This is a genomic window from Thalassobacillus cyri, assembly GCF_900107755.1.
Taxonomy (GTDB): domain Bacteria; phylum Bacillota; class Bacilli; order Bacillales; family Halobacillaceae; genus Thalassobacillus; species Thalassobacillus cyri.
Genome location: NZ_FNQR01000019.1, coordinates 33,646 through 55,396 on the forward strand (window position 1 = coordinate 33,646; position 21,751 = coordinate 55,396).

A 21,751-nucleotide genomic window follows, 5' to 3' on the forward strand; every position below is an offset into this window, starting at 1 on the left:
ATGGTTGGTACGTTATATGGCTTGGGAGTTGGTCCTGGAGATCCTGAATTAGTCACAGTTAAAGCATTTCGTATGTTGAAAGAATCGAATGTCATTGCTTATCCAAAAAAAAGAAAAGGGAGTAAAAGCTATGCTCATCGAATTATCGATGTATATGTGAATCCTAAGGAAAAAGAAATGCTTGGGCTCGTGTTTCCAATGACGAAAGATCCTGAAATATTAGAGAGAGAATGGTCAAAAACGGTTGAACTAGTATATGAAAAGTTGCAGCAAGGCAAAGACGTTGCTTTCGTTACAGAAGGAGATCCACTTTTATATAGTACATTTATACATATGCAAAAATTGATGCAGGAGCGTCACCCAGAAGTGAAGATAAAGACTGTTGCCGGGATTTCTTCCATTAATGGTGCAGCTTCGAGGCTTGGAATTCCGCTGGCGGAAGGGGATGACCAGGTGGCTATTATTCCAGCTCGCGATGATTATGAAACAATGAAAAAAGTAATTGAGGAAAATGATTGCATTATTTTTATAAAAGTAGCAAAGGTCATGCATGTCATGCTTGATGTACTAAAAGAGTTAGAATTGCTTGACCATGCCTCTGTGGTTACTAAAGTAACTTCAGATGAGGAAATTATATGGGATATAAGAGAGCTAGATCGCGTGGATCTTGAATATTTAACGTTAATGGTGGTGAGAAAGTAATGAAGATTACAATTATAGGGGCAGGACCGGGAGATCCAGATTTAATCACAGTAAAGGGGCTTAAGCTAATTGAGGGAGCTGATGTTGTTTTATTTACGGATTCGTTAGTAAGTGAAGAGCTAATTCAAAGAGCAAAGCCAGAAGCAGAAGTGTTAAAGACGGCAGGAATGCACCTTCAAGAAATGGTAGATTTAATGGTTAATAGAGTAAAAGAGGGGAAAGAAGTCGTTCGTGTTCATACCGGTGATCCTGCTGTTTATGGTGCAACGATGGAACAAATGGGGCTATTAAAAAAAGAGGGGGTCAATGTTGAAATTATTCCAGGCGTAAGTTCAGTCTTTGCATCAGCAGCTGTCCTTGGGGCAGAGCTTACGATACCAGATCTTACACAAACGGTTATTTTAACACGAGCAGAAGGCCGTACGCCAGTCCCTGAAAAAGAAAAGCTAAAAGACCTGGCAAAGCATCATTGTACAGTTGCATTATTTTTAAGTGCTACATTATCGAAGAAAGTTGTCAATGAATTTTTGGATGCAGGCTGGAGCTTGGATACTCCGGTTGCTGTTGTCTATAAGGCTACATGGCCGGACCAAAAAATGCTTCGAACGACACTTGAAAATTTAGACGAAGATATGAGGAAAAATGGAATGCGTAAACAGGCAATGATTTTAGCTGGTTGGGCACTGGATGAACAGATTCATGACAAAGATTTCCGTTCTAAACTTTACGATAAAACCTTTACCCATGGATTCCGCAAGGGGGTAAAGGCATGACGGTTGTATTAGAAGCAGGAAAGCCTCCAAAAATAAATCAACAGGGAGCATATGCGGTAGTTGCTATCACAAAACATGGGGTAGATACTGCTCGGAACCTCACAGCAGCTTTTCCAGATACAGACCTCTATTATATGAAAAAATTTGAAAAAGGTGATGAAAAAGAGAAGAAGGTTCGAATGTTCGAAGGAAGTGTTCGGCTTCTTCTTCCTTCTCTTTTTGAAAGTTATAAAGGAATTATTATAATCGTGTCCCTAGGAGCAGTCGTTCGAATGATCGCACCTCTGTTAAAAGATAAAAAAACAGATCCCGGGGTAGTTGTGATTGATGATAAAGGAGAAAATGTCATAAGTGTTTTATCCGGTCATTTAGGTGGTGCAAATGAACTGACAAGAGAGGTAGCCGCAGTACTTGATGCAAGACCAGTCATTACCACAGCTTCAGATGTACAAAAAACAATTCCGGTAGATTTATTTGGTAAAAGGTTTGGATGGGAGTGGGATTCTGCAGAAAAATTAACTCCTGTCAGTGCATCCGTTGTAAATGAAGAACAAATTGCAGTAATTCAAGAATCCGGTGAAAAAGAATGGTGGAACTATAGTCTGCCACTTCCGGAAAATATCAAAACGTATGACAATATAAATCATGCATTAACATCGAAACCTGACGCCTCTCTTGTTATTACGCATCGTGTATTGACTAAAGAAGAAGAGATGATTTTAGAAAATGGGGTTGTATATCGTCCAAAAGTGATTGTTCTTGGTATCGGCTGTAATCGGGGAACAACTAGCGAAGAAATAGAATCAGTTATTAAAGAAACTGTAGATGAGCTTCACTTTTCTATAAAAAGTGTCAAGGCTATTTGCACAATTGAATTAAAAAAAGATGAAAAAGGGTTATTGGATATAGCCAACAAATACGGATGGGAATTCCACTACTATTCGCCTGAAAAGTTAAATACAGTTGAGATTAACCAACCGTCCCAAACCGTATTCAAATATACAGGAGCTTATGGTGTAAGCGAACCAGCCGCATTGTTATATAGTAAGGCTGACTCATTAGAGCTTGTAAAGAAAAAATCAGGTAACGTTACGATATCTGTTGCAGTAATACCATTTGGCAATAATTGAGGTGATAGTATGACAGAAAGAAGAGTGGTTATTGCCGGAACAGGAAGTGGAGTTGGAAAGACGACTTTAACCATTGGATTAATGGCCGCATTAAAGAAAGAGGGTTTAGTTGTTCAAGGATTCAAGTGTGGACCGGATTATATTGATCCAACTTATCATACTGCTGTTACAGGTAGACCTTCACGGAATTTAGATAGCTGGATGTTAAATGAGGATATAGTTAAAGACATATTTAATAGGGGAAGTACCGGATCTGATATCTCTCTTATTGAAGGTGTCATGGGATTTTATGATGGGAAAAATCCTAGATCGAACAAAGGCAGTACTGCTGAAGTTAGTATGTTAACGAAAAGTCCCGTTATTCTTGTTATTAACTGTGAAAGTATGGCTAGGAGCGCTGCAGCGATTGTAAAAGGGTTTCAATGTCTATCTAAAGCGGTTAATGTTGTCGGTGTGATTGCTAATCGTGTGGGTAGTGAAGGGCATTTTAAACTAGTAAAAACAGCAATTGAAGAGGAATGTCATATCCCGGTTATTGGTTATTTACTACGCGGAAACAATATTGAAATTCCTGAGCGACATCTGGGGTTAGTTCCTGCGGTTGAGCGAGGAGAACTCGAAGGTTTTTTCGAACGTCTTGGTGATTTGGTTTCGGAGACAATTGACCTCGAAAAACTACTTGAGCTTTCTGTAACAGAACCCCTCCATATCAACGGTTCCCCAACAATTTTTGCTAAAAAAGAAGAGAAAGTATGCCGTATAGCAGTTGCTAAAGATGCTGCCTTTAATTTTTATTACAAGGAAAATCTGGAGTTGTTAGAAGCAAATGGGGCAGAGCTGGTTTATTTTTCTCCTTTAGCAGGTGAAAAACTGCCAGAACCTATTGATGGTTTGTATCTTGGGGGAGGCTTTCCGGAAGAGTTCGTTAACGAGCTGGCAAGAGAAGAAAAAGTAAAGCAATCGATAAAAGAAGCAATCAAAGCTGGACTGCCAACACTTGCCGAATGTGGCGGATTTATGTATTTAGCGGAAACAATTCAAACAACCGATCAAAAAGAATATGAAATGCTTGGTATAGTGCCGGGGAAAGTTAAGATGCAAACAAAGCGAGCCGCTCTTGGATATAGAGAAATAACAGGAATTAAAGGGAATTTTCTATTACCAGATCACTTGAAAGCAAAGGGGCATGAATACCACTACTCAAATTTTCATTCCAATAGAGAGGTTCCCTCTGCATATGAAACGAAAGGAATGCGAGATATGAAGCGAGAAGGCTATATGAATACTAATTTAATAGCAGGATATACTCACTTTCATTTTGCTTCCTCCCCAATGATGGTTAAAAATTGGATTCAAAAATGTAAGGAGAACAGTAGGGATAGTTCTTATGTGTCTAATCTTGAAAGCTACAAAGTTAATGGCATTTTTACTGCAACAGAACCAATCGCTAAAGGAAATGGTCTTAATGAAATCTAACTATCCTATCGTATTAAATGTCATTGGGAAAAAGGCTATCGTTATTGGTGGTGGCACTGTTGCAGAGCGAAAAATTATAAAGCTAAAGGAAGCTGGTGCACATGTTACAGTAGTAAGTCCTAAGGTGACAGGTTTTCTAAAAGATTGGATTATAAATAAAGAGATAGAATGGGTTAAAAAAACGTTTGAAACGGCAGATGTAAAACATGCGTTTATTGTTGTTGCTGCTACAAATGATAATGAAGTTAATTTCCAGGTTTTCCAATCTACTCATAAAAATCAATTAATTAATATTATAGATGACCCTTATCATAGTAATTTTATTGTTCCTTCAACCTTATATCGTGGTAAATTAACAATTTCAATTTCTACCTCAGGAGCAAGCCCAGCCCTTTCAAGGAAAATTAAAAATGAATTATCGGATAAATATGATGATTGTTATGAAGAATATCTTGATTTTCTTTTTGAATGCCGCTTGAAAATTCAAGAGGAAATAGATGATACAGTGCAAAAAAGAAAGATTTTTAAAGCTTTATTAAATGAAGAATTTTTAGAGATGACTAGAAAAAGTAAATATGAATTAAGAGAAGAGCGTTTTCTAGCATTATGGAAAGGTGTGAATAAATTACCATGAATATAGGGAAGGTATTTCTTGTAGGAGCAGGACCTGGAGATCCAAAGCTTATTACGGTATATGGAATGGAATGTTTACAAAAGTCAGACGTGATAGCATATGATCGTCTTTTAAACAAAGAGTTATTAGATTATGCCAAAGAGGGTGCTGAACTTATTTATTGTGGTAAATTGCCTGGGAAGCATGCTCTTATTCAAGAGAAAATTCATCAGCTTTTAATTGAAAAAGCACTGGAAGGTAAATTGGTAACGAGATTAAAAGGTGGAGACCCTTGTGTTTTTGGAAGAGTGGGTGAAGAAGCGGAAATACTAGCTGAAAAAGCGATACCATATGAAATTATACCTGGTGTCACATCTGGCATCGCTGCGCCTGCATATGCTGGTATACCTGTAACCCATCGTGATTATGCGTCTTCGTTCACGATTGTTACAGGACACGGTAAAAAAGAAAAGGGCATGGACCATTTAAAATGGGAGGCGTTGTCAAAAGGCAGTGACACCATTGCTTTTTATATGGGAATAGGAAATTTAAATAATATTTGTAATCAACTCATTCAGCATGGGAAGGGATCCAATATGCCTGTTGCAGTTATAGAATGGGGAACAACCACACATCAACGAGTGGTAATGGGCACGCTTTTAAATATTGAAGAAAAAGTAAAAGAAGAGGAAATTAACCACCCTGCTATTGTTCTAGTAGGAGAAGTCGTTCAATTGAGAGAGAAAATAAAATGGTTTGAAGAAAACGCACAAGTCCTCCCAAATTATACATAGTAGAGGAGAGAGGAAAATGACAATCATAGAAAAGTTAAAGAGTCGTAGAGCAATCCGAAACTATGAAACTCGCGATGTAGAAGATGAGAAAATCATGAAATTGCTAGAAGCAGCGGTATGGGCACCAAATGATCGAATGAGGGAGCCATGGGGTTTTTATGTCGTCAAAAATGATGCAAAGCAAAAATATGAAAATTTAGCAATTGATTACTTAAAAGAACGTTTTCCAACAAAACCCCATTTAATTGAGAGCTCATTAAAAGTTGTAAAAAGTACCCCTGTCCTTATTATCGTTACCTCAGATATAGTTCCTGGCGATGAAGCATCTTCTATAGATAATGAGTATGCTGTAAGCTGTGCTATTCATTCGATGTGGTTAGCTTCTAAGGACCTTGATTTGGGTTTTGTTTGGAGGACAAGAGGTGTGGGGCTTGCTCGTGATCGAAGATTATATGAGTTTATAGGATCACCAGAAAACAAAAAAATAATAGGAACTGTATTCATTGGTTATCCAGATCCTGAAGTAGTAAGCAAAATGAAGGAACCGGTTCGTACGCCATTTGAAGAAAAAACAATTTGGATGTAATGAGGAGGATAAAGTAATAATTTTCTTTTTTAATAATAAAGTTGTGTAAAAGACAACTCATACACCTATTTTTAAATATAACGAGCTATTGTTAACTTTAAACCATAAAGAAATAACCCACACTGCTCGGATAACATCGGTGTGGGTTATTTTACACTATAGAGCCCCTGCTCGCAATACAAAGAGAAGACCAGTAGCAACTGGTTCTCATTAATTATTATTACCACTAAAGATTGTATATAAAAGTATGTTTTTTGGGGGTGTTCTCCTAAGATATTTATTTGTCAAGGACGTTTAATTTAATTCAAAATCGTCGTGTTGAAATTATACAAAATTGCTCCGACCCTAAAAACTCTCCTCTAATAAAAAGAAGCTGGTGATGTTCTTGCATGGGATATCCTTGTTAAATTCAAGTATTCCTACAAAACAGCATGAAAACGAACTACTCTCGGGTTGTACCATAATCTTTAATAGTTATCTTTATATCGTAGTCAATTGATATTTCACTAAAAATTTCATCCCAATCCTCTTTTACTTTTTCCCAAGACTTAGGATAATGGATTCTTAGGCTCTCCCCAAAGCCAAGGACATCTACCTGGAAATTCTGTTGTGTTTAGCTTTCTTGATTCTCATTATTCCAATTTAAATGAACAGATCGCTCGCTTTTTCGATTCAAAGTTAATATGCGTATACACCTGGGTAGTGGCAAGCGACTCATGCCCCAAGAACTCCTTGAGTGTTCGGAGATCTACTTTATCACCCTTTCCGTTTTTGGATTGCTGCAAAAGCAGCGTGGCAAACGTATGCCGTAAATGATGAAGGGAAAAACGGTGAGGTGGGAGACCAGTCTCTTTTAACACCCGTTTAAAAATGAAATGAAGGCCTCTCAGATCTAGCTTTTTCCGAGTCTACTCAAGAAGACAGGTTCCTCAGGATGCACTTGGCATGTATCCAACGATGCTTTGTATGCTTTGAACAAAGGCATCATCATGGAATGAAGGGGGAGGGGGGTTCTTTTTTCCTTTCCCATAGATCCGTATCGTTTCCTAATAAAAATTAAGTTGTTCCCAGGTTAAATCGACCAATTCCTTTCGTCTCATTCCCGTGGTTGCAAGCAGTTTGAGCATCGTCTGGTTCCGCAGGGCCAAAGGATGGCTATCCCGTTCTAAAAAAGCAAAGAGTTGTCTGACTTCTTCCATTTTCATGTAGCCAGGGAGCTTGGCATCGGTTTTAGGAGTCTTGATGCCAACCATAAAGTTGTTATCCATCAGTTTTTCCTTCACACAGTAGTTACTAAATCATTTTAAACTGGAATACGTCATTGCATGGTCCTGGGTTTGCTTTGTTGATGCAGCATATGATCCTGGATAAAACGCCGGACAATTGAGGAGAGTAATTTTGTTCGACTTCTAAATAAAGCAGAAAATCATCCATCGCTTGCTGGTATTGCATAGGTTAACGAGCTCCAAGTCAACCAGCTGTTATTGAAACGGGTTCGGAGATTATCCGGTCGGTATCAATTATTATCAGGAACTGGAGAGGGGGAAGTTCCTGATAATGAATATTATAGGAAGTCAGGTAAAAAACTTATGTTATAGTTAAGTTTTATTCTAGTTAACATAATACTTATTATCGGAAGTTATATAAGGAACAGCGATTTTGTCTCAATAACTAAGTATACTTAAGACAGTGAGATGAGATTTAAAATTAAGTGAAAAACTCCAAATCATTTCTGCTTTAATATCATTGTACATTTAGTTTTTAATTCAACTTGCTGTTGCTAATTAATATCAAAAAAATAAGCTAACATTATTTCTTTTGACATCTTTCTTCATTCTAACTTATTTTTTATATGCTCTATGATAGTTAGATCTTCTTAATCATCAGATTCTGATAGCGCTTATTAGTGCTTGCTATTAACTGATTAATTTACCCTGGACTGGTTATATCTTAATATCACATTGCTCCTATACGATCATTATTGTATGATGGTTTTCTGGTGCTTCTTTGCGTCAGCTATGTTTGAAAATTTTATTCGTATTTCCCTCCCTTTTCTAAACCTACATAATAATTAAGCAAATGAATTCCTCATATATATCCCTACTGTCAAGGGTTTTCACTTGCGTTAAGGATAGTTTTTTTATTTTTTGTTTTCGGAGTTGCTACTAAGTATGAAGAGCGAGTTGTTTGAAGAAAGTTTGATGGTTAGTTTTGCCAGGCTTTTTTCAAAACCAATTTCTCCGCTTTTCCTTATATAAACTGCGTGGTGGTGTTGGGAGTCCGGTTACTTCATGCTGTCCTTATAGGTTGTTGCCTCCCTGGGAATCCTGCAATATGATCTGCTTTGTTGCTTCTCCTACTATGTAATTCCAAATTTCGACAAAGCTTTCACAAAAGAAAGCTGACCGGAGTTTTTCATCCGGTCAGCAGGATTAACCTGAATTATTCAGTTACTTTCACTTTTCCCTCTTTCGGGGCATTCACTTGGTTTTTTTGAAAGACTTTCAGTGTTTGATAGTAAAAATCAAGGATCTGTTCTGATGGCTTCTTCCAGCTGAATTTTTCTGCTTCTTTCCTCGCATTAATGCTCAGCTGTTCGTGCAAGTCAGGGTCTTCTATTTTTTCTATGGCACGGATCAGACTATCTGTATTCTCATTTTCAAATAGCAGTCCCGTACGTCCATCTTCCACTTGTTCCATTGTCGGCCCGCTTTTTGCAGCAATGACCGGCAGCCCTGATGCCATTGCCTCTAAAATGACTAACCCTAAAGTCTCTGTCACGGATGGAAAGATGAATGCATCACCTGATGCGAATGCCTGTGACAACTCTTCTGCATGAAGGAATCCGGTGAACGTAGTGTTCGTTCCTTCGAAAGTTTTTTCCAGCTGATCACGGACAGGACCATCACCTACGATAGCTAAGGAAATGTCACTTCTCCTTTCTAACAATGGCTTCAGCTTATGGATTTCCTTCTCAGGGGCCAATCTGCCGACAAACACTAAAAGTTTGTTATCAGGCTTTCCACCTGAAAGACGCTCACGCATTTCCCGGTTCTGATAGCTTGGATGGTACTTTTCAATTGCCACACCACGATCCCATACATGGACGTTTGGAATCTTTTTTTCGATTAATTCTTTCTGGATTGCTTTTGATGTACACAAATTCAAGTCTGCGTAGCTATGCAGCTTCTTGAAATACCACCAGACCAATGGTTTAAACGGATAAAGACGATAGTAATCAAGATATTTCGGTACATGGGTGTGATAAGAAGCAATTAATGGATAACCTAATTTACTGGCATAGTATACGCCAGATACACCGACCAGCGCAGGGTTTACCACGTGGACGAGGTCTGGCTGATGCTTCATCAGCAGGTCCTTCACCTTTTTTTGAGGCATTGAAAACTCCCTGGACCTGTAGAAAGGCATCTTGGTCGTTTTGACACCTTCCACAATCGCACCTTCATATTCCTTCACGCCAAGGTCAGGGGCGATAACTATGACTTCGTTATTTTCTTTTTGTAGATGTTTGATAGCTTCTTTAAGTCTAGTCACCACTCCATCTGTGGAGGGCAGGAAGGTTTCAGTTATGATTGCGATTTTCAAAACGGCGGCTCCTTACTTCCATTTTATGGACGGTAGTATGTTCTCTTTGATTACTCGGTCTTTATGTTCAATTACTGTCTGTAAAATATCATGCAGGACATCGTCCGTCAATAAATGCGGCTCAAGGCCAAGGTCTCGGAGCTTGGTGTTTACGGCATGATAGTAATGCTCTTCCGCTTCGATACGAGGGTTGTCCAGATGGGAAACTTCTGTATTCAATCCCTCTTCTTTTGCTACTTTCTGTACCTTTTCAGCAAGCTCCTGGACAGAGAAGTACTCAGTGAATTGGTTGAACACACGGAATTCTCCCTTATCAGCCGGATTTTCAGCGGCAATTTCGACACAACGGACGGTATCCTCTATGTTCAAGAATGCTCTCGTTTGATTTCCTGAACCATATACAGTCAAGTCATGGCCGGTAGCTGCTTGAATCAGGAACCGGTTCAACGCTGTTCCGAATACCCCGTCGTAATCGACACGATTGACCAGCATTGGATCCATTTTGGTTTCATTCGTATGTAGACCATAAACGATCCCCTGGTTCAAATCTGTCGCGCGGATACCCCAGATCTTGCAGGCAAACATGATATTATGACTGTCATGTACTTTAGACAAATGATAGAAAGAACCTGGCTGCTTTGGATATGGCATGACATCCTTGCGACCTTTATGTTCGATTTCAATATATCCTTCTTCAATATCAATATTCGGTGTCCCATATTCACCCATTGTACCCAGCTTGATCAAGTGGCACTCCGGAGCGAATTCTTTAATGGCATATAAAACATTCAAGTTTCCTAATACATTGTTCTGTTGCGTGAAAACTGCATGTTCACGATCGATCATCGAATAAGGAGCTGAACGCTGTTCCGCAAAGTGAACAAATGCTTCCGGTTCTGTCTGGCGGAATACTTCTCTTAGAAAATCATAATGGTTTAAGTCACCGATGTATGTTTTAATTTCTTTACCTGTAAGCTCTTTCCATTTACCAACTCGCTCTTCCAGAGATGCGATTGGTGTTACGGAATTGGAATGGAGTTCCTCATCCCATTTTCTTCTTGATAAGTTGTCAACAATGGTTACTTCATGTCCTTGGTTGGATAGGTGTAATGCGGTCGGCCAACCACAGAAACCGTCTCCTCCTGCTACTACTATTCGCATAATTTCCCTCCTAATACCTCATCCTTATCATTACTCCATATTAGAATAACATTCTTTCCAGATAAAATGGTAATGATATTATATTTAAAATTTGTTAAGGAATTTTTAACTCCTTTACCGATTAACCCTATACCCTATCTAAATTATTATTCAAACCTGTTCTACTTAAACCCCCCCTTCTAACAGGAATTACCACCCTTCCATTTCAATATCGGTTCAATATCAGGTATAATTGAAAGTAGAACATTCAGAATATTCTTGGTTTAAAGGAGGAAATAATTTTGATTTCACAACAGCCTGCCTGGACACCTACAGAAGAACAAAAGCAAGCCACAAGACTCTATCAATGGATGCAAAAACATGGTTTTGAATCCTATGATGAATTTTATCAGCAATCGATTGAGGATATCTCCTGGTTTTGGGAGGAAGCAGTCAACGAGCTTGACGTGGAGTGGTATGAGCCATACTCAGAAACCCTCGACTTATCAAAAGGAATCAAATATCCCCACTGGTTTGTTGGAGGAAAAATAAATGTTGTTCATAATTCCCTTGATAAGTGGGCAATGAATCCAGCAACCAAAAATAAAGTGGCCCTTTATTGGGAAGGAGATAACGGAGATACGGAAACTTTTACATTTGATAGCTTATATAGAAAAGTAAATGCCTGTGCCCATGGGTTAGAGAAACTGGGCATTAAAGAAAAAGACGTAGTTACCATCTATATGCCGATGCTGCCAGAGACTTTGATAGCGATGCTTGCCGTTTCAAAGATTGGTGCCGTCTTCTCCCCTGCTTTCTCAGGTTATAAAGCTGAAGCGATCGCTACCAGGGTAAATGCGTCTGAATCGAAAGCTATAATTACAGCTGATGGTTTTTATCGCCGAGGTAAAGTAGTTCCGATGAAGGAAGAAGCAGATCGTGCAGCTGAACAATGCGCAACTTTGGAACATATTGTGGTAGTTGACCGTGCTGGACGCAATATTGAATGGGACGACAACCGCCATGTCGACTGGAATGTTTTGCTCGAAAATGAAAACGATTACAAAACAAAGGAAACTTACGCTCACGATCCCTATATGATCATCTATACTTCAGGGACTACCGGTAAACCGAAAGGAGCCCTTCACACCCATGGCGGCTTTCCAATAAAGGCTGCATTCGATGCGGGAATATGTATGGATGTCACTCACAAGGATACTTTATTCTGGTATACAGATATGGGATGGATGATGGGACCGTTTCTTGTCTATGGAGGATTAGTGAACGGTGCTTCGATCGTTATGTTCGAAGGTACACCGGATTATCCGGAACCGGATCGTTTATGGGAACTTGTCGACCGGTATACCGTGACGCATCTTGGTATTTCCCCTACACTGGTCCGCTCGTTGATGAAGCATGGGGAGAGCTGGATTGAAAAACATAACCTCTCTTCATTGAAAATGATCGGTTCCACCGGGGAGCCATGGAATCCTGAACCTTGGCGCTGGTTATTCGAACACGCAGGGAACTCCAAAATCCCTATTTTCAACTATTCAGGCGGCACAGAAATTTCCGGTGGGATATTCGGCAATGTTTTAGTGAAACCAATCAACCCGGTCTCCTTCAATGCTGCTCTGCCAGGGATGGATGTCGGGGTATATGACGAACATGGTAACTCAGTCAAAAACGATGTAGGTGAACTGGTTCTTCGTCAACCATGGGTCGGTATGACTAAAGGCTTTTATAAAGAGAATGACCGTTATGAAAAAGCGTACTGGAGCCGCTTCAAGGATACATGGCTCCATGGTGACTGGGTCATCCATGATGAGGATGGTTTTTATACCATCACAGGCAGGTCTGATGATGTGCTGAACGTAGCAGGAAAAAGGCTTGGCCCTTCGGAAGTGGAGTCGGCACTCGTCGAACATGAAGCTGTTGTAGAAGCTGGAGTTATCGGTGTCCCCCATGAAGTCAAAGGACAGGAAGCCATCGGTTTCGTTGTTTTACGTCCTGATTATGAAAAATCCGAAGAACTAATCAAAGATATATGCCGGCACCTTAATGAAAAATTAGGAAAAGCATTGGCCCCTAAGATCGTCCATGTCGTGCCCGACTTGCCGAAGACCCGGAATGCCAAAGTGATGAGGAGAGCCATTAAATCCGCTTATTTAAATAAAGATTCTGGAGATTTGAGCGCCTTAGAGAACCCGCATGCTGTGGATGAAATTCGGGCTTTAGGCAAATCCGCTTCGTTATCTTAACCAATGCAGAAAAGAATGTGGAGATTGAGAGTCAACGAGATCATTATGCCTTGTGATGTTATCCTCACAAAAAAGGTCCTGACCACTTTACTGGTTCAGGACCTTTCCCATTATACAGCCAATTGCTTGCCTGTTTTTTGCTTTAGTAATGCCTGGTAAATCAATAAATCACGGTTATATACAGCAGTATAGCTCAGCAGGCTTTCAAATCTCACCTGTTCAAAGCTATCCCACCCCACCATGTTAAATTGTTCATTTAAAACAGCAGCATTATTCCATGCGGTTTCTTCAAAGGTATATTCCATTTCATGTTCTTCTATATCCATCTGGAATAAATCGAGGTCTTTTGTACGTTCAAAATAAGGGGTCTCTCTTTTTATCTTTCTTATTTCTAATGTACGTGGAACTGACGCCCATAGGGCTTCCTGATCCAAATAATGCCCCACTTCATGCAGGACCAATGCTTTTATATAATCTTCCAGTGGCACAGGGGTGTTCATTTCATTACGTGCTTTCCTTACCCGGTCAATATCAATAATCAACAGGTTTTGAATAAAATCATAAATCATGTTCACTTGAGTCGTTTGTATATGTACATCAAGTGAAATATCAATCTTCTCCAGTGTATGATGGACAATTTTTTTAATCTTTTTCTTTTGCAGCCGATTGTTCATACTCTCTATTCTGCCTCTTTCTCTCTTGTATTCCCCTGGCGGCTGACCCCCTATAGTATATAAGAAATCAGCCCTGATTCCAATACTATTATAGAAAATGACCATGACATGCAGCGGTTCATCTGTTATACTATGACCGGACAAACTATATAAAAGTCTGCGGAGGCAACTATACCGCAGGAGAGGTTCTAGCTACACCCTCTATAAAAAACTAAGGATGGAACTGTACCTATCCCTTAGGTGCGGTTTTTTTAGTTTATATTATTCAAAAAACCGGGTGAGTAGAATTCTCTTTCAATGGAAAGGAGAATTTTTTTATGGAAAATAATAAAGCGGTCGTCGTATTCAGCGGTGGCCAGGATAGCACTACATGCTTATTCTGGGCGCTGGAGCGTTTTGACGAAGTGGAAGCAGTCACGTTTCACTATAACCAGCGTCACGAAGAAGAAGTGGAAGTTGCTAAAGCGATCACAGATAGATTGAATGTCAATCATCGGGTCCTTGATATGTCCTTGTTGAGCCAGCTTTCCCCTAATGCATTAACGCATAAAGAGATGGATGTCGAGGAAGGAAAAGATGGCAGCCTCCCTTCCACCTTTGTACCAGGGAGAAATCTATTATTCTTATCCTTTGCAGGTATTGTGGCACAACAAACTGGATCGAAACATATCATCACCGGGGTATGTGAAACAGATTTCAGCGGCTATCCTGATTGCCGTGATGTGTTTATTAAATCCTTGAATGTCACGTTGAATCTATCGATGGATGAATCCTTCGTCATTCATACGCCATTGATGTGGCTCGATAAGGCTGAAACCTGGCAGCTCGCTGATGAACTGAAAGCCTTTGAATTCGTACGTGACCATACACTGACTTGCTACCATGGCGTAATCGGCAGCGGCTGCGGTGAATGCCCGGCTTGTAAGCTTCGTAACCAGGGACTAAGGAAGTATCTACAGCAGTGCGAAGGAGCGGATATCAGATGAGCCTATCTAAGTACGGGTTCACCATCGTGGAGAACCTGCAAAAAATCGATGAGGACATTAAACGGCATCAATTGAAATACCATAACAAAAGAGTGATGGTCAGCAAGGAATTCACTTTTGATGCCGCTCATCATCTCCATTGTTATGAAGGTAAATGCAAAAACCTCCATGGTCACACCTATAAGGTGATCTTCGGGATCAGCGGCTATGTGGATGACATTGGAATCGTGATCGATTTTGGTGACATTAAGAAAATATGGAAAGAACAAATAGAAATTCATCTTGATCACCGCTACCTTAATGATACGCTGCCTGCTATGAATACCACTGCTGAAAATATGGTGGTCTGGATATATGAGCAGATGGAAGCGGCGCTCCAGACGAAAACTGCTGGTACACGAGTGGAATTTGTGAAATTATATGAAACGCCGACAAGTTACGCAGAAGTAAAACGGGAGTGGATGGAAAATGCCTAAACTCCCTGTGTTAGAAATTTTCGGTCCCACCATCCAGGGAGAAGGCATGGTAGTCGGCAGAAAGACGATGTTCATCCGAACAGCCGGTTGTGATTATAGCTGTTCCTGGTGTGATTCGGCGTTCACCTGGGACGGGAGTGCGAAAGAAGAAATAACACGGATGGATGCCGATGAGATTTTAAGTGAACTGCAAAAGGTCGGTGGAGAAAACTTTGATCATGTTACTATTTCCGGAGGCAATCCCGCGCTTTTCCCTTACCTGGATGAATTGATTGGTAAGCTGAAAGCAAAGCGTATCGAGGTGGCATTGGAAACCCAAGGCAGCCGCTGGCAGGAGTGGTTCCTGTCAATAGATGATCTCACCATTTCCCCGAAGCCTCCAAGCTCTGAAATGAAAACAGACTGGGATCAACTTGATGGGATCATCAATCGGCTCAAAGAAAATGACCGGCTGAATAACACCAGTCTTAAAGTGGTGATTTTCAATGAACAGGACCTGGAATATGCCGCTTCGGTTCATACACGCTATCAGGAAGTTTCCTTTTACCTCCAGGTCGGCAATGATGATTTGGAAGAAACCGATGATAGTCAAATCGCTCTAAAACTATTACAAAAATATGAGTGGCTGGTCGACCAGGTGATGGCCTCATCTGCTTTGAACCGTGTCCGCGTCCTCCCTCAGCTCCATGCCTTGTTATGGGGAAACAAAAGAGGTGTTTGATGTAAATTTAAAACAGCCATAGCAGAGGCGACTGCTATGGCTGTTTTAATATGCTTATATTGCCTCTGACTTTCGAGTTAGCCCGTGCTTTTTACGGTGATAGACGACATTAATTTCCGCCCCTACTACCAGGATTAAGCCGGTCAGGAAGAACCAAATCATGAGTATGATCAACCCACCCAAGCTTCCGTATGTTGCTGAATAGCTGCCGAAATTACTTACATAGAAAGAAAATGCAAGGGAGATCAACAACCATAAAACAGATGTTATGATAGCTCCAGGCATGATTTCCTTAAACGGTAACTCTCGATTAGGAGCGAAGCGGTATAACACCATCAGAATCACGCTCATCACTAGTATACTGACTACCCAGCGGGCTACTTCCAAAAGTATCATGAGCTGATCCGGTATAAATAAAATTCTTTTTATAAAATCCAGGATGACTTGCCCGAAAACCGGAAGCACTAATGCTACCACGATAGCAAGGATCATGCCGAGTGTCAGTCCGATTGAAATCAAACGGACGATGATGAATGAACGGGTTTCTTCAACATTATAAGCTATGTTGGAAGCCTTGATGAATGCATTTATTCCGTTGGAGGCTGACCATATCGTACCTATAATACCAACTGTCAACAATCCCCCATTCGGTTTGGACACGACACTGATGATATTCTCTTCCAGAGCAGAAGCTGTTTCCTGGGGCAGCACATTTTTCATGAAACTGACTGCCTGATTAGGCTCGATGCCTAAGAAGGGAATAATAGAAAATAGCAGGATCAGCATTGGAACAATAGCCAGTAAGTAATGATAAGCCTGAGCCGCTGCCAGAACAGGTACATCATCATTCTGAAACTCTTTAATCAGTTGTTTCATATAGGACATCATTTTTTTCATCGTTTTCCTCCTTGATCGTGAATGTCTTCTATTTCTCTACCCCCTTTTACCGGCTGGTTAATCATCATATAAAAAGAAAGTGACAAAGTTGTCATTTCACGTCGAAATCAGTTTCGCCGGTTGGGGATTAGGGAAGTGGTAACTTAGGAGGTGAAGAGAACCGATGGATTTAGTTTATATTGGTATTTTTATCATGGCCCTGTCTTTTGCCTTGATTGTAGCTTTCATCGTCAAAACCTTGATCAGTGTCAATAAAACGATGAAAAGTATGGATGGAACGGTTGATAGCCTGGTCACCAAAATGAATGGCATTACCAAAGAATCAGAGCATTTAATCAACAAGTCTAATTACTTAGCTGAAGATCTGAACCATAAGATCGATTCTACGAACGCATTATTTGAATCACTTCAAAATGTTGGAGATTCCGTCGATAATCTCAATCATGGTTTAAACAAGGCCTCGGATAACTTCACCTATCATACCAACAAGCATAATGACTCGATTATCAAGGCGGTAAGATGGGGAGAAGCTATTACGAACATGTACGCAAAATGGAAACAACCGGACAAACCAATGAAGAAGCACCAGTACAATCATTAAGAAAAGAGGGATGAACAGTGGATTTAGTAGGTATCGGAGTATTAATCATGGGGATTGGAGTTTTAATTGGTGCTATCTTTTTAGCACGCACCTTGAACAATTTATCAAGTGTCCTTAATGGAGTGGATAAAACAGTAGAAAGATTACCGGATCAATTGGATGATGTAATGAAGGAAACCGGGCAATTACTGAACAATAGTAATGATACCCTGGCAGATGTCAATAAAAAGATTGAAGCGTTAAGTCCGCTCTTCTACATTGTCGGTGATATCGGTGAATCGTCACGTAAACTGACCTCCTCCCTTGTCGATGTAACAATGGCAATGAAAAAGGATACAAACGAAGGAAAAGATACGACAAGACGACAAGACCTTGGCGGCCTATATGGAGCTATTGCATTAGGATATTATTTTAAAGAAAAACGCAAAGCTTTAAAAGAAATCAATAATAAGGATGAAATTTCAGCATGAGCAAAGAAGAAACCAAATCCTCAGGTGGCGCCGGGGCGATCGGTTCAGTTTTTCTCGGCAGTTTCTTAGTCGGAACACTGCTTGCCGGTAAGAAAAAAGTGGGAGGTTCCCATTCAAAGCGAGAGTCTTCCCGGGCACTCTCTAGTGCAAAGCAAAAATATAAGTTAAAAAGAGATGAACTTTACCTTGCTGGGCTAAAACGAGACGAAAGAATGAAACGACAAAAAAACAGGCTGCAAAGTGAAGCGCGTCAACGAGCGATAAAAGAAGCGACACTTCATAAAGAAACACAAAGCGGCTAAACGAAAACCCCGAACTTCCTGTCATAGAAGTCCGGGGTTTTTTCATGATTTTTTATGTGTCAATTATACAGGATACACGCCATGTTTCCGCTCGGTGAATGTTACCTCTTTGGATGCATACGTATCATAACGCTTAATGAGTTCTTTTCTCAGTTCATCTGGCTGAACGATGGCATCAATCACCATTTCCGAAGCTAACCGGTAGATGTCGATGTTTTCTTTATACTCTTCGTGTTTTTCTTTGATGAACGCCGGGCGCTCTTCTTCTGGTAATTCCGCTATCTTATTTGCATAGACAGCGTTGACCGCCGCTTCCGGCCCCATAACAGCTATTTGTGCGCTTGGCAAAGCCAGGCAGCAATCCGGTTCAAATGCCGGACCGGCCATGGCATATAATCCAGCACCGTACGCCTTTCGTACAATCACAGAAATTTTTGGCACGGTCGCTTCACTCATGGCTGACAGCATTTTCGCACCATGTCTGATGATACCTGCCCGCTCAACCCTTGTACCGATCATAAAGCCTGGGATATCAGCAAGGAAAAGCAACGGTATGTTGAAAGCGTCGCATAGCTGGATGAATTTAGCCGCTTTATCAGCGGAATCCGGAAATAAAACCCCGCCTTTCGCTCTTGGCTGGTTGGCGATGATGCCGACGGTGCGGCCATCGATCCGGCCCAGGCCAGTCACGAGTTCTGGAGCGAATAATTTTTTGATTTCACAGAAAGAATCCTCATCAATCAAGCGATCGATGAATTGATACATATCAAATGGTGCATTTTGGTTTTCCGGAATCAAATCATGAATAGACTTGTCACTCTCTGCAGGTTCTCTTGCTTCTGCCACTTTTGGAGCAGCGGTATAATTGGCGGGAAAGTAACTCATATAATCTCTCGCATAAGCGATTGCTTCTTCTTCGGATTTGGCGAGTACATCCCCGCATCCGGAAACGGAGCAATGCATTTTCGCCCCACCCATTTCTTCGAGTGTGACCTTCTCGCCGATCACTTTTTCTGCCATCCTCGGTGAACCTAAATACATCGAAGCATTCCCATCCACCATGACAACAATATCACAAAACGCAGGTATGTAGGCACCGCCGGCAGCGGAAGGTCCGAATAATAAACAGACCTGTGGAACCCTGCCTGATAATTTAATTTGATTGTTAAATATCCTTCCTGCTCCCCTTCTGCCCGGGAACATTTCTACTTGATCGGTTATCCTTGCTCCTGCAGAGTCGACCAGGTACAGCATGGGAATCTGAAGCTTTAATGCTGTTTCCTGGATGCGAATGATTTTTTCTACCGTCCTCGCTCCCCAGGAACCTGCTTTGACGGTCGAATCATTGGCCATCACGCAAACTTTTTGTCCGTTTATTTCACCGATTCCGGTGACCACCCCATCAGATGGCAGGGATTCGTCCATACAGTTGGCGAAAAAAGCGTCCTCTATGTCCATTCCATCATCAAAAAGCAGGGCTAGACGCTCCCGTACAAACATCTTTCCTTTTTCTTTATTTTTAGCGTGATATTTTTCAGCTCCACCCTGGGAGATTTTCTCTACTCGCTCTTGTAATGTTTGATCTAATGACATGAAGCTTTCCCTCCTGTTCTATTCACCACGATAAATGGGCTTCCTTTTTTCTTTGAATGCCTGGAGACCTTCTAAGCGGTCCTTTGTAGGAATAGTTGTCTGGTAGCACTTTTTCTCGATTTGCAGTCCTGTTTCTATGTCTGTCTGATACCCTTGGTGGATAGCTTTTTTGGCCTGCCGTAGAGCGATAGGAGCATTATTTGCAATCCTTTCAGCTAAGGCTAAGGCTTCTTCCTGGACAATTGTCTGATCATAAGCATATTCGATCAATCCGATCGACCTGGCTGTCTCACATGTAATCGGCTTTGCTGTAAAGATCATTTCTTTTGCTTTTCCAAGGCCGATCAGGCGTGAAAGCCTTTGGGTTCCGCCTGCACCTGGAATGATTCCAAGCGATGTTTCAGTCAATCCCATCTTAGCCGCATTGGAACTTAACCGTAGATCGCAGGCAAGCGCAAGTTCCAATCCTCCACCGAAAGCAACACCATTTAAAACTGCTATCGTAGGTACCTCTATTTGCTCCACCCGATGAATGGTGTCACCGATCAAGGTTACCGTCTCAACGACCTCTTGTTCTGTCATACCTGCCCGTTCTTTTAAATCTGCCCCTGCACAAAACGCTTTACCACCGCTTCCTGTAATGATCAGGCAGCGGGTATTTTTATTTTTTTCAACTTCACCCAAGGCTTCATTAATTTCAGCAAGCAGCTGTTTGGATAGGGCATTGGCAGCTTTAGGACGATTCAAGGTCAATTTCTTGACATGTTCTGCCGGTTCTTCAAGTTTCACTAATTCCAACATAATGTTTCCTCCTCAGGAAGAACGGTTTGTCACTTGCATTTGATGACTGGGTAATGTTTTATCCAGTTTACTTTGAATGTAGGACGCAGCTACGAGCAGTTTGTCCTGACGGATCCCGGTGTCGATCCCCATCTGGTTCAACATATGCACAAGATCATCCGTTGCCAGATTACCAGAAGCCCCCTTGGCATATGGGCATCCGCCAAGTCCTCCTAACGCTCCATCAAAAATAGTTACACCATGCTGAAGGGATACAAGCACGTTCGCTAATGCCATCCCCCTCGTGTTATGAAAATGCATAGCGATCCTGTCGAAAGAAAAGCGCTTATTAACCTCTTCAAGTACCCGGTCCACCTGGTTTGGATCAGCTACACCAATGGTATCACCGAGTGATAGTTCATCGATGCCCATTTCAAACAAACGGTCACAGACATGGAGAACCTGTTCGACAGGTACATGGCCGTCATACGGGCATCCAAACACCGTAGACACATAGCCTCTGACGCTTTTATCAGCTTGTTTGGCTCCCTCCACGACCTCTTTCAACACAGGATAAGTGTCTTCGATGGATTTATTAATATTCTTTTTGTTATGCGTCTCGCTGCTCGACATGAAGATCGAAACTTCATCTATCTCTGTATCTATCGCCCGCTCCAATCCCTTCATATTAGGAACTAATGCGGCATACGTAATTTCCGGATGACGCTTGATTGCTTCTGCCACTTCTTTGGCATCGGCAAGCTGTGGGATCCATTTCGGATGGACAAATGATGAAATTTCGATATAGGACAACCCGGACTCAGATAAGTGATCGATCCAGGCTACTTTATCTTCCGTTTCGATCCGTTTCGCTTCATTTTGAAGGCCGTCCCGTGGACCGACCTCCTTGATGGTTACTTGTTCCGGTAGTTGCAACATAAAAACCGCTCCTAATTATTCGATGATTGCAATGACGTCGCCTTCATTGACGAAGTCACCTTCATTCACTTTCAACTCTTTAACAGTCCCGTCCGCTTCAGCTGGAATCGGGATCTCCATTTTCATAGATTCCAAAATAACAAGATCCTGTCCGCTTGTGATACTGTCTCCTTGCGCTGCTACTACTTTCCATACACTTCCTGCCATTGATGCTTTAACTTCTGTCATGTC

The 21,751-nt window shown here is 41.1% G+C and carries 24 protein-coding genes, 1 pseudogene and 1 riboswitch; of the genes and pseudogenes, 14 read left to right on the forward strand and 11 right to left on the reverse strand.

The genetic code is table 11. The features are described from left to right. The 7 genes from cobI to BLV00_RS17910 are packed head-to-tail and all read left to right on the forward strand — an operon-like array spanning nt 1 to nt 6,074. Nucleotides 1-702, forward strand: coding sequence for a precorrin-2 C(20)-methyltransferase (gene cobI, locus BLV00_RS17880; protein WP_093046326.1), 702 nt, complete (start codon nt 1-3; stop codon nt 700-702). Continuing rightward, the gene (gene cobM / locus BLV00_RS17885) at nt 702-1,475 is read left to right on the forward strand and encodes a precorrin-4 C(11)-methyltransferase (protein ID WP_093046327.1); all 774 of its coding nucleotides are present in this window, start codon (nt 702-704) and stop codon (nt 1,473-1,475) included. Before cobI ends, cobM begins: the two co-directional genes overlap by 1 nt. Further along, a complete protein-coding gene (locus BLV00_RS17890) occupies nt 1,472-2,605 on the forward strand; it encodes a cobalt-precorrin 5A hydrolase (protein ID WP_093046328.1) in 1,134 nt (377 codons plus the stop codon). The genes cobM and BLV00_RS17890 overlap by 4 nt, the downstream gene beginning before the upstream one ends. 9 nt (nt 2,606-2,614) lie before the next feature. Further along, nucleotides 2,615-4,081, forward strand: coding sequence for a cobyrinic acid a,c-diamide synthase CobB (locus BLV00_RS17895; protein WP_093046329.1), 1,467 nt, complete (start codon nt 2,615-2,617; stop codon nt 4,079-4,081). Then, complete coding sequence (locus tag BLV00_RS17900; protein ID WP_245729010.1) at nt 4,071-4,715, forward strand: NAD(P)-binding protein; 645 nt, start codon at nt 4,071-4,073, stop codon at nt 4,713-4,715. Before BLV00_RS17895 ends, BLV00_RS17900 begins: the two co-directional genes overlap by 11 nt. Beyond that, nucleotides 4,712-5,488: a uroporphyrinogen-III C-methyltransferase gene (cobA, locus tag BLV00_RS17905; RefSeq protein ID WP_093046330.1), complete on the forward strand. Its 777-nt coding sequence runs from the start codon at nt 4,712-4,714 to the stop codon at nt 5,486-5,488. Before BLV00_RS17900 ends, cobA begins: the two co-directional genes overlap by 4 nt. A 16-nt stretch (nt 5,489-5,504) precedes the next feature. Beyond that, entirely contained in the window at nt 5,505-6,074 is a 570-nt protein-coding gene (locus BLV00_RS17910; RefSeq protein ID WP_093046331.1) for a nitroreductase family protein, read from the forward strand. A 442-nt stretch (nt 6,075-6,516) separates the two neighbouring features. Here BLV00_RS17910 and BLV00_RS17915 read toward each other — a convergent pair. The 5 genes and pseudogenes from BLV00_RS17915 to BLV00_RS17930 form a co-directional block, all read right to left on the reverse strand. Then, nucleotides 6,517-6,672: pseudogene (locus BLV00_RS17915) on the reverse strand (Ger(x)C family spore germination C-terminal domain-containing protein); the annotation flags it as partial. Between the two features lie 34 nt (nt 6,673-6,706). Beyond that, nucleotides 6,707-6,934: a tyrosine-type recombinase/integrase gene (locus BLV00_RS22415; RefSeq protein WP_245729011.1), complete on the reverse strand. Its 228-nt coding sequence runs from the start codon at nt 6,932-6,934 to the stop codon at nt 6,707-6,709. Nucleotides 6,935-7,120: 186 nt separating this feature from the next. Further along, nucleotides 7,121-7,342 carry a tyrosine-type recombinase/integrase gene (locus tag BLV00_RS22420; RefSeq protein ID WP_245729012.1) on the reverse strand — a complete coding sequence of 74 codons (222 nt, stop codon included), beginning with the start codon at nt 7,340-7,342 and terminating at the stop codon, nt 7,121-7,123. A 1,174-nt stretch (nt 7,343-8,516) separates the two neighbouring features. Further along, on the reverse strand, nt 8,517-9,680 hold the full coding sequence (locus BLV00_RS17925; RefSeq protein WP_093046332.1) for a glycosyltransferase: 1,164 nt from the start codon (nt 9,678-9,680) through the stop codon (nt 8,517-8,519). Between the two features lie 12 nt (nt 9,681-9,692). Then, a complete protein-coding gene (locus tag BLV00_RS17930) occupies nt 9,693-10,841 on the reverse strand; it encodes an NAD-dependent epimerase/dehydratase family protein (protein ID WP_093046333.1) in 1,149 nt (382 codons plus the stop codon). Between the two features lie 281 nt (nt 10,842-11,122). Here BLV00_RS17930 and BLV00_RS17935 point away from each other — a divergent pair, with 281 nt between their 5' ends. After that, nucleotides 11,123-13,081, forward strand: coding sequence for an AMP-binding protein (locus BLV00_RS17935; RefSeq protein WP_425441705.1), 1,959 nt, complete (start codon nt 11,123-11,125; stop codon nt 13,079-13,081). Between the two features lie 110 nt (nt 13,082-13,191). Here BLV00_RS17935 and BLV00_RS17940 read toward each other — a convergent pair whose 3' ends face one another. Further along, nucleotides 13,192-13,899 carry a hypothetical protein gene (locus BLV00_RS17940; RefSeq protein WP_143030744.1) on the reverse strand — a complete coding sequence of 236 codons (708 nt, stop codon included), beginning with the start codon at nt 13,897-13,899 and terminating at the stop codon, nt 13,192-13,194. A 32-nt stretch (nt 13,900-13,931) separates the two neighbouring features. Further along, a riboswitch (PreQ1 riboswitch) is annotated at nt 13,932-13,976 on the forward strand. Between the two features lie 96 nt (nt 13,977-14,072). Between BLV00_RS17940 and queC the strand changes: the two genes are divergently transcribed. From queC to queE, 3 genes are read left to right on the forward strand one after another with little or no spacing between them, the layout of a single operon-like run. Then, a complete protein-coding gene (gene queC, locus BLV00_RS17945; protein WP_093046335.1) occupies nt 14,073-14,741 on the forward strand; it encodes a 7-cyano-7-deazaguanine synthase QueC in 669 nt (222 codons plus the stop codon). Continuing rightward, complete coding sequence (queD, locus tag BLV00_RS17950) at nt 14,738-15,217, forward strand: 6-carboxytetrahydropterin synthase QueD (RefSeq protein ID WP_093046336.1); 480 nt, start codon at nt 14,738-14,740, stop codon at nt 15,215-15,217. The genes queC and queD overlap by 4 nt, the downstream gene beginning before the upstream one ends. Next, nucleotides 15,210-15,938, forward strand: a complete 729-nt coding sequence (queE, locus tag BLV00_RS17955) for a 7-carboxy-7-deazaguanine synthase QueE (protein ID WP_093046337.1) — start codon at nt 15,210-15,212, stop codon at nt 15,936-15,938. The genes queD and queE overlap by 8 nt, the downstream gene beginning before the upstream one ends. A gap of 54 nt (nt 15,939-15,992) precedes the next feature. Here queE and BLV00_RS17960 read toward each other — a convergent pair whose 3' ends face one another. Continuing rightward, the gene (locus BLV00_RS17960) at nt 15,993-16,835 is read right to left on the reverse strand and encodes a YihY/virulence factor BrkB family protein (RefSeq protein ID WP_093046338.1); all 843 of its coding nucleotides are present in this window, start codon (nt 16,833-16,835) and stop codon (nt 15,993-15,995) included. 163 nt (nt 16,836-16,998) lie between these two features. On the opposite strand from BLV00_RS17960, the gene BLV00_RS17965 reads away from it, so the two are divergent. Genes BLV00_RS17965 through BLV00_RS17975 form a run of 3 tightly spaced genes read left to right on the forward strand, consistent with a single transcriptional unit; the run spans nt 16,999 to nt 18,208 of the window. After that, the gene (locus BLV00_RS17965; RefSeq protein WP_093046339.1) at nt 16,999-17,436 is read left to right on the forward strand and encodes a DUF948 domain-containing protein; all 438 of its coding nucleotides are present in this window, start codon (nt 16,999-17,001) and stop codon (nt 17,434-17,436) included. 17 nt (nt 17,437-17,453) lie between these two features. Then, nucleotides 17,454-17,906 (forward strand): DUF948 domain-containing protein, encoded by a 453-nt coding sequence (locus BLV00_RS17970; RefSeq protein WP_093046340.1) that lies wholly within the window; start codon nt 17,454-17,456, stop codon nt 17,904-17,906. Continuing rightward, nucleotides 17,903-18,208 (forward strand): hypothetical protein, encoded by a 306-nt coding sequence (locus BLV00_RS17975; RefSeq protein ID WP_093046341.1) that lies wholly within the window; start codon nt 17,903-17,905, stop codon nt 18,206-18,208. Before BLV00_RS17970 ends, BLV00_RS17975 begins: the two co-directional genes overlap by 4 nt. 63 nt (nt 18,209-18,271) lie before the next feature. Here the strand turns inward: BLV00_RS17975 and BLV00_RS17980 are convergent, their stop codons facing one another. The 4 genes from BLV00_RS17980 to BLV00_RS17995 are packed head-to-tail and all read right to left on the reverse strand — an operon-like array spanning nt 18,272 to nt 21,748. Next, entirely contained in the window at nt 18,272-19,801 is a 1,530-nt protein-coding gene (locus BLV00_RS17980) for an acyl-CoA carboxylase subunit beta (protein WP_093046342.1), read from the reverse strand. An 18-nt stretch (nt 19,802-19,819) separates the two neighbouring features. Beyond that, the gene (locus tag BLV00_RS17985; RefSeq protein ID WP_093046343.1) at nt 19,820-20,602 is read right to left on the reverse strand and encodes an enoyl-CoA hydratase; all 783 of its coding nucleotides are present in this window, start codon (nt 20,600-20,602) and stop codon (nt 19,820-19,822) included. Nucleotides 20,603-20,614: 12 nt separating this feature from the next. Beyond that, nucleotides 20,615-21,520: a hydroxymethylglutaryl-CoA lyase gene (locus BLV00_RS17990; protein WP_093046344.1), complete on the reverse strand. Its 906-nt coding sequence runs from the start codon at nt 21,518-21,520 to the stop codon at nt 20,615-20,617. Nucleotides 21,521-21,535: 15 nt separating this feature from the next. Further along, nucleotides 21,536-21,748, reverse strand: a complete 213-nt coding sequence (locus BLV00_RS17995) for an acetyl-CoA carboxylase biotin carboxyl carrier protein subunit (RefSeq protein ID WP_093046345.1) — start codon at nt 21,746-21,748, stop codon at nt 21,536-21,538. Between the last annotated feature and the right edge of the window lie 3 nt (nt 21,749-21,751).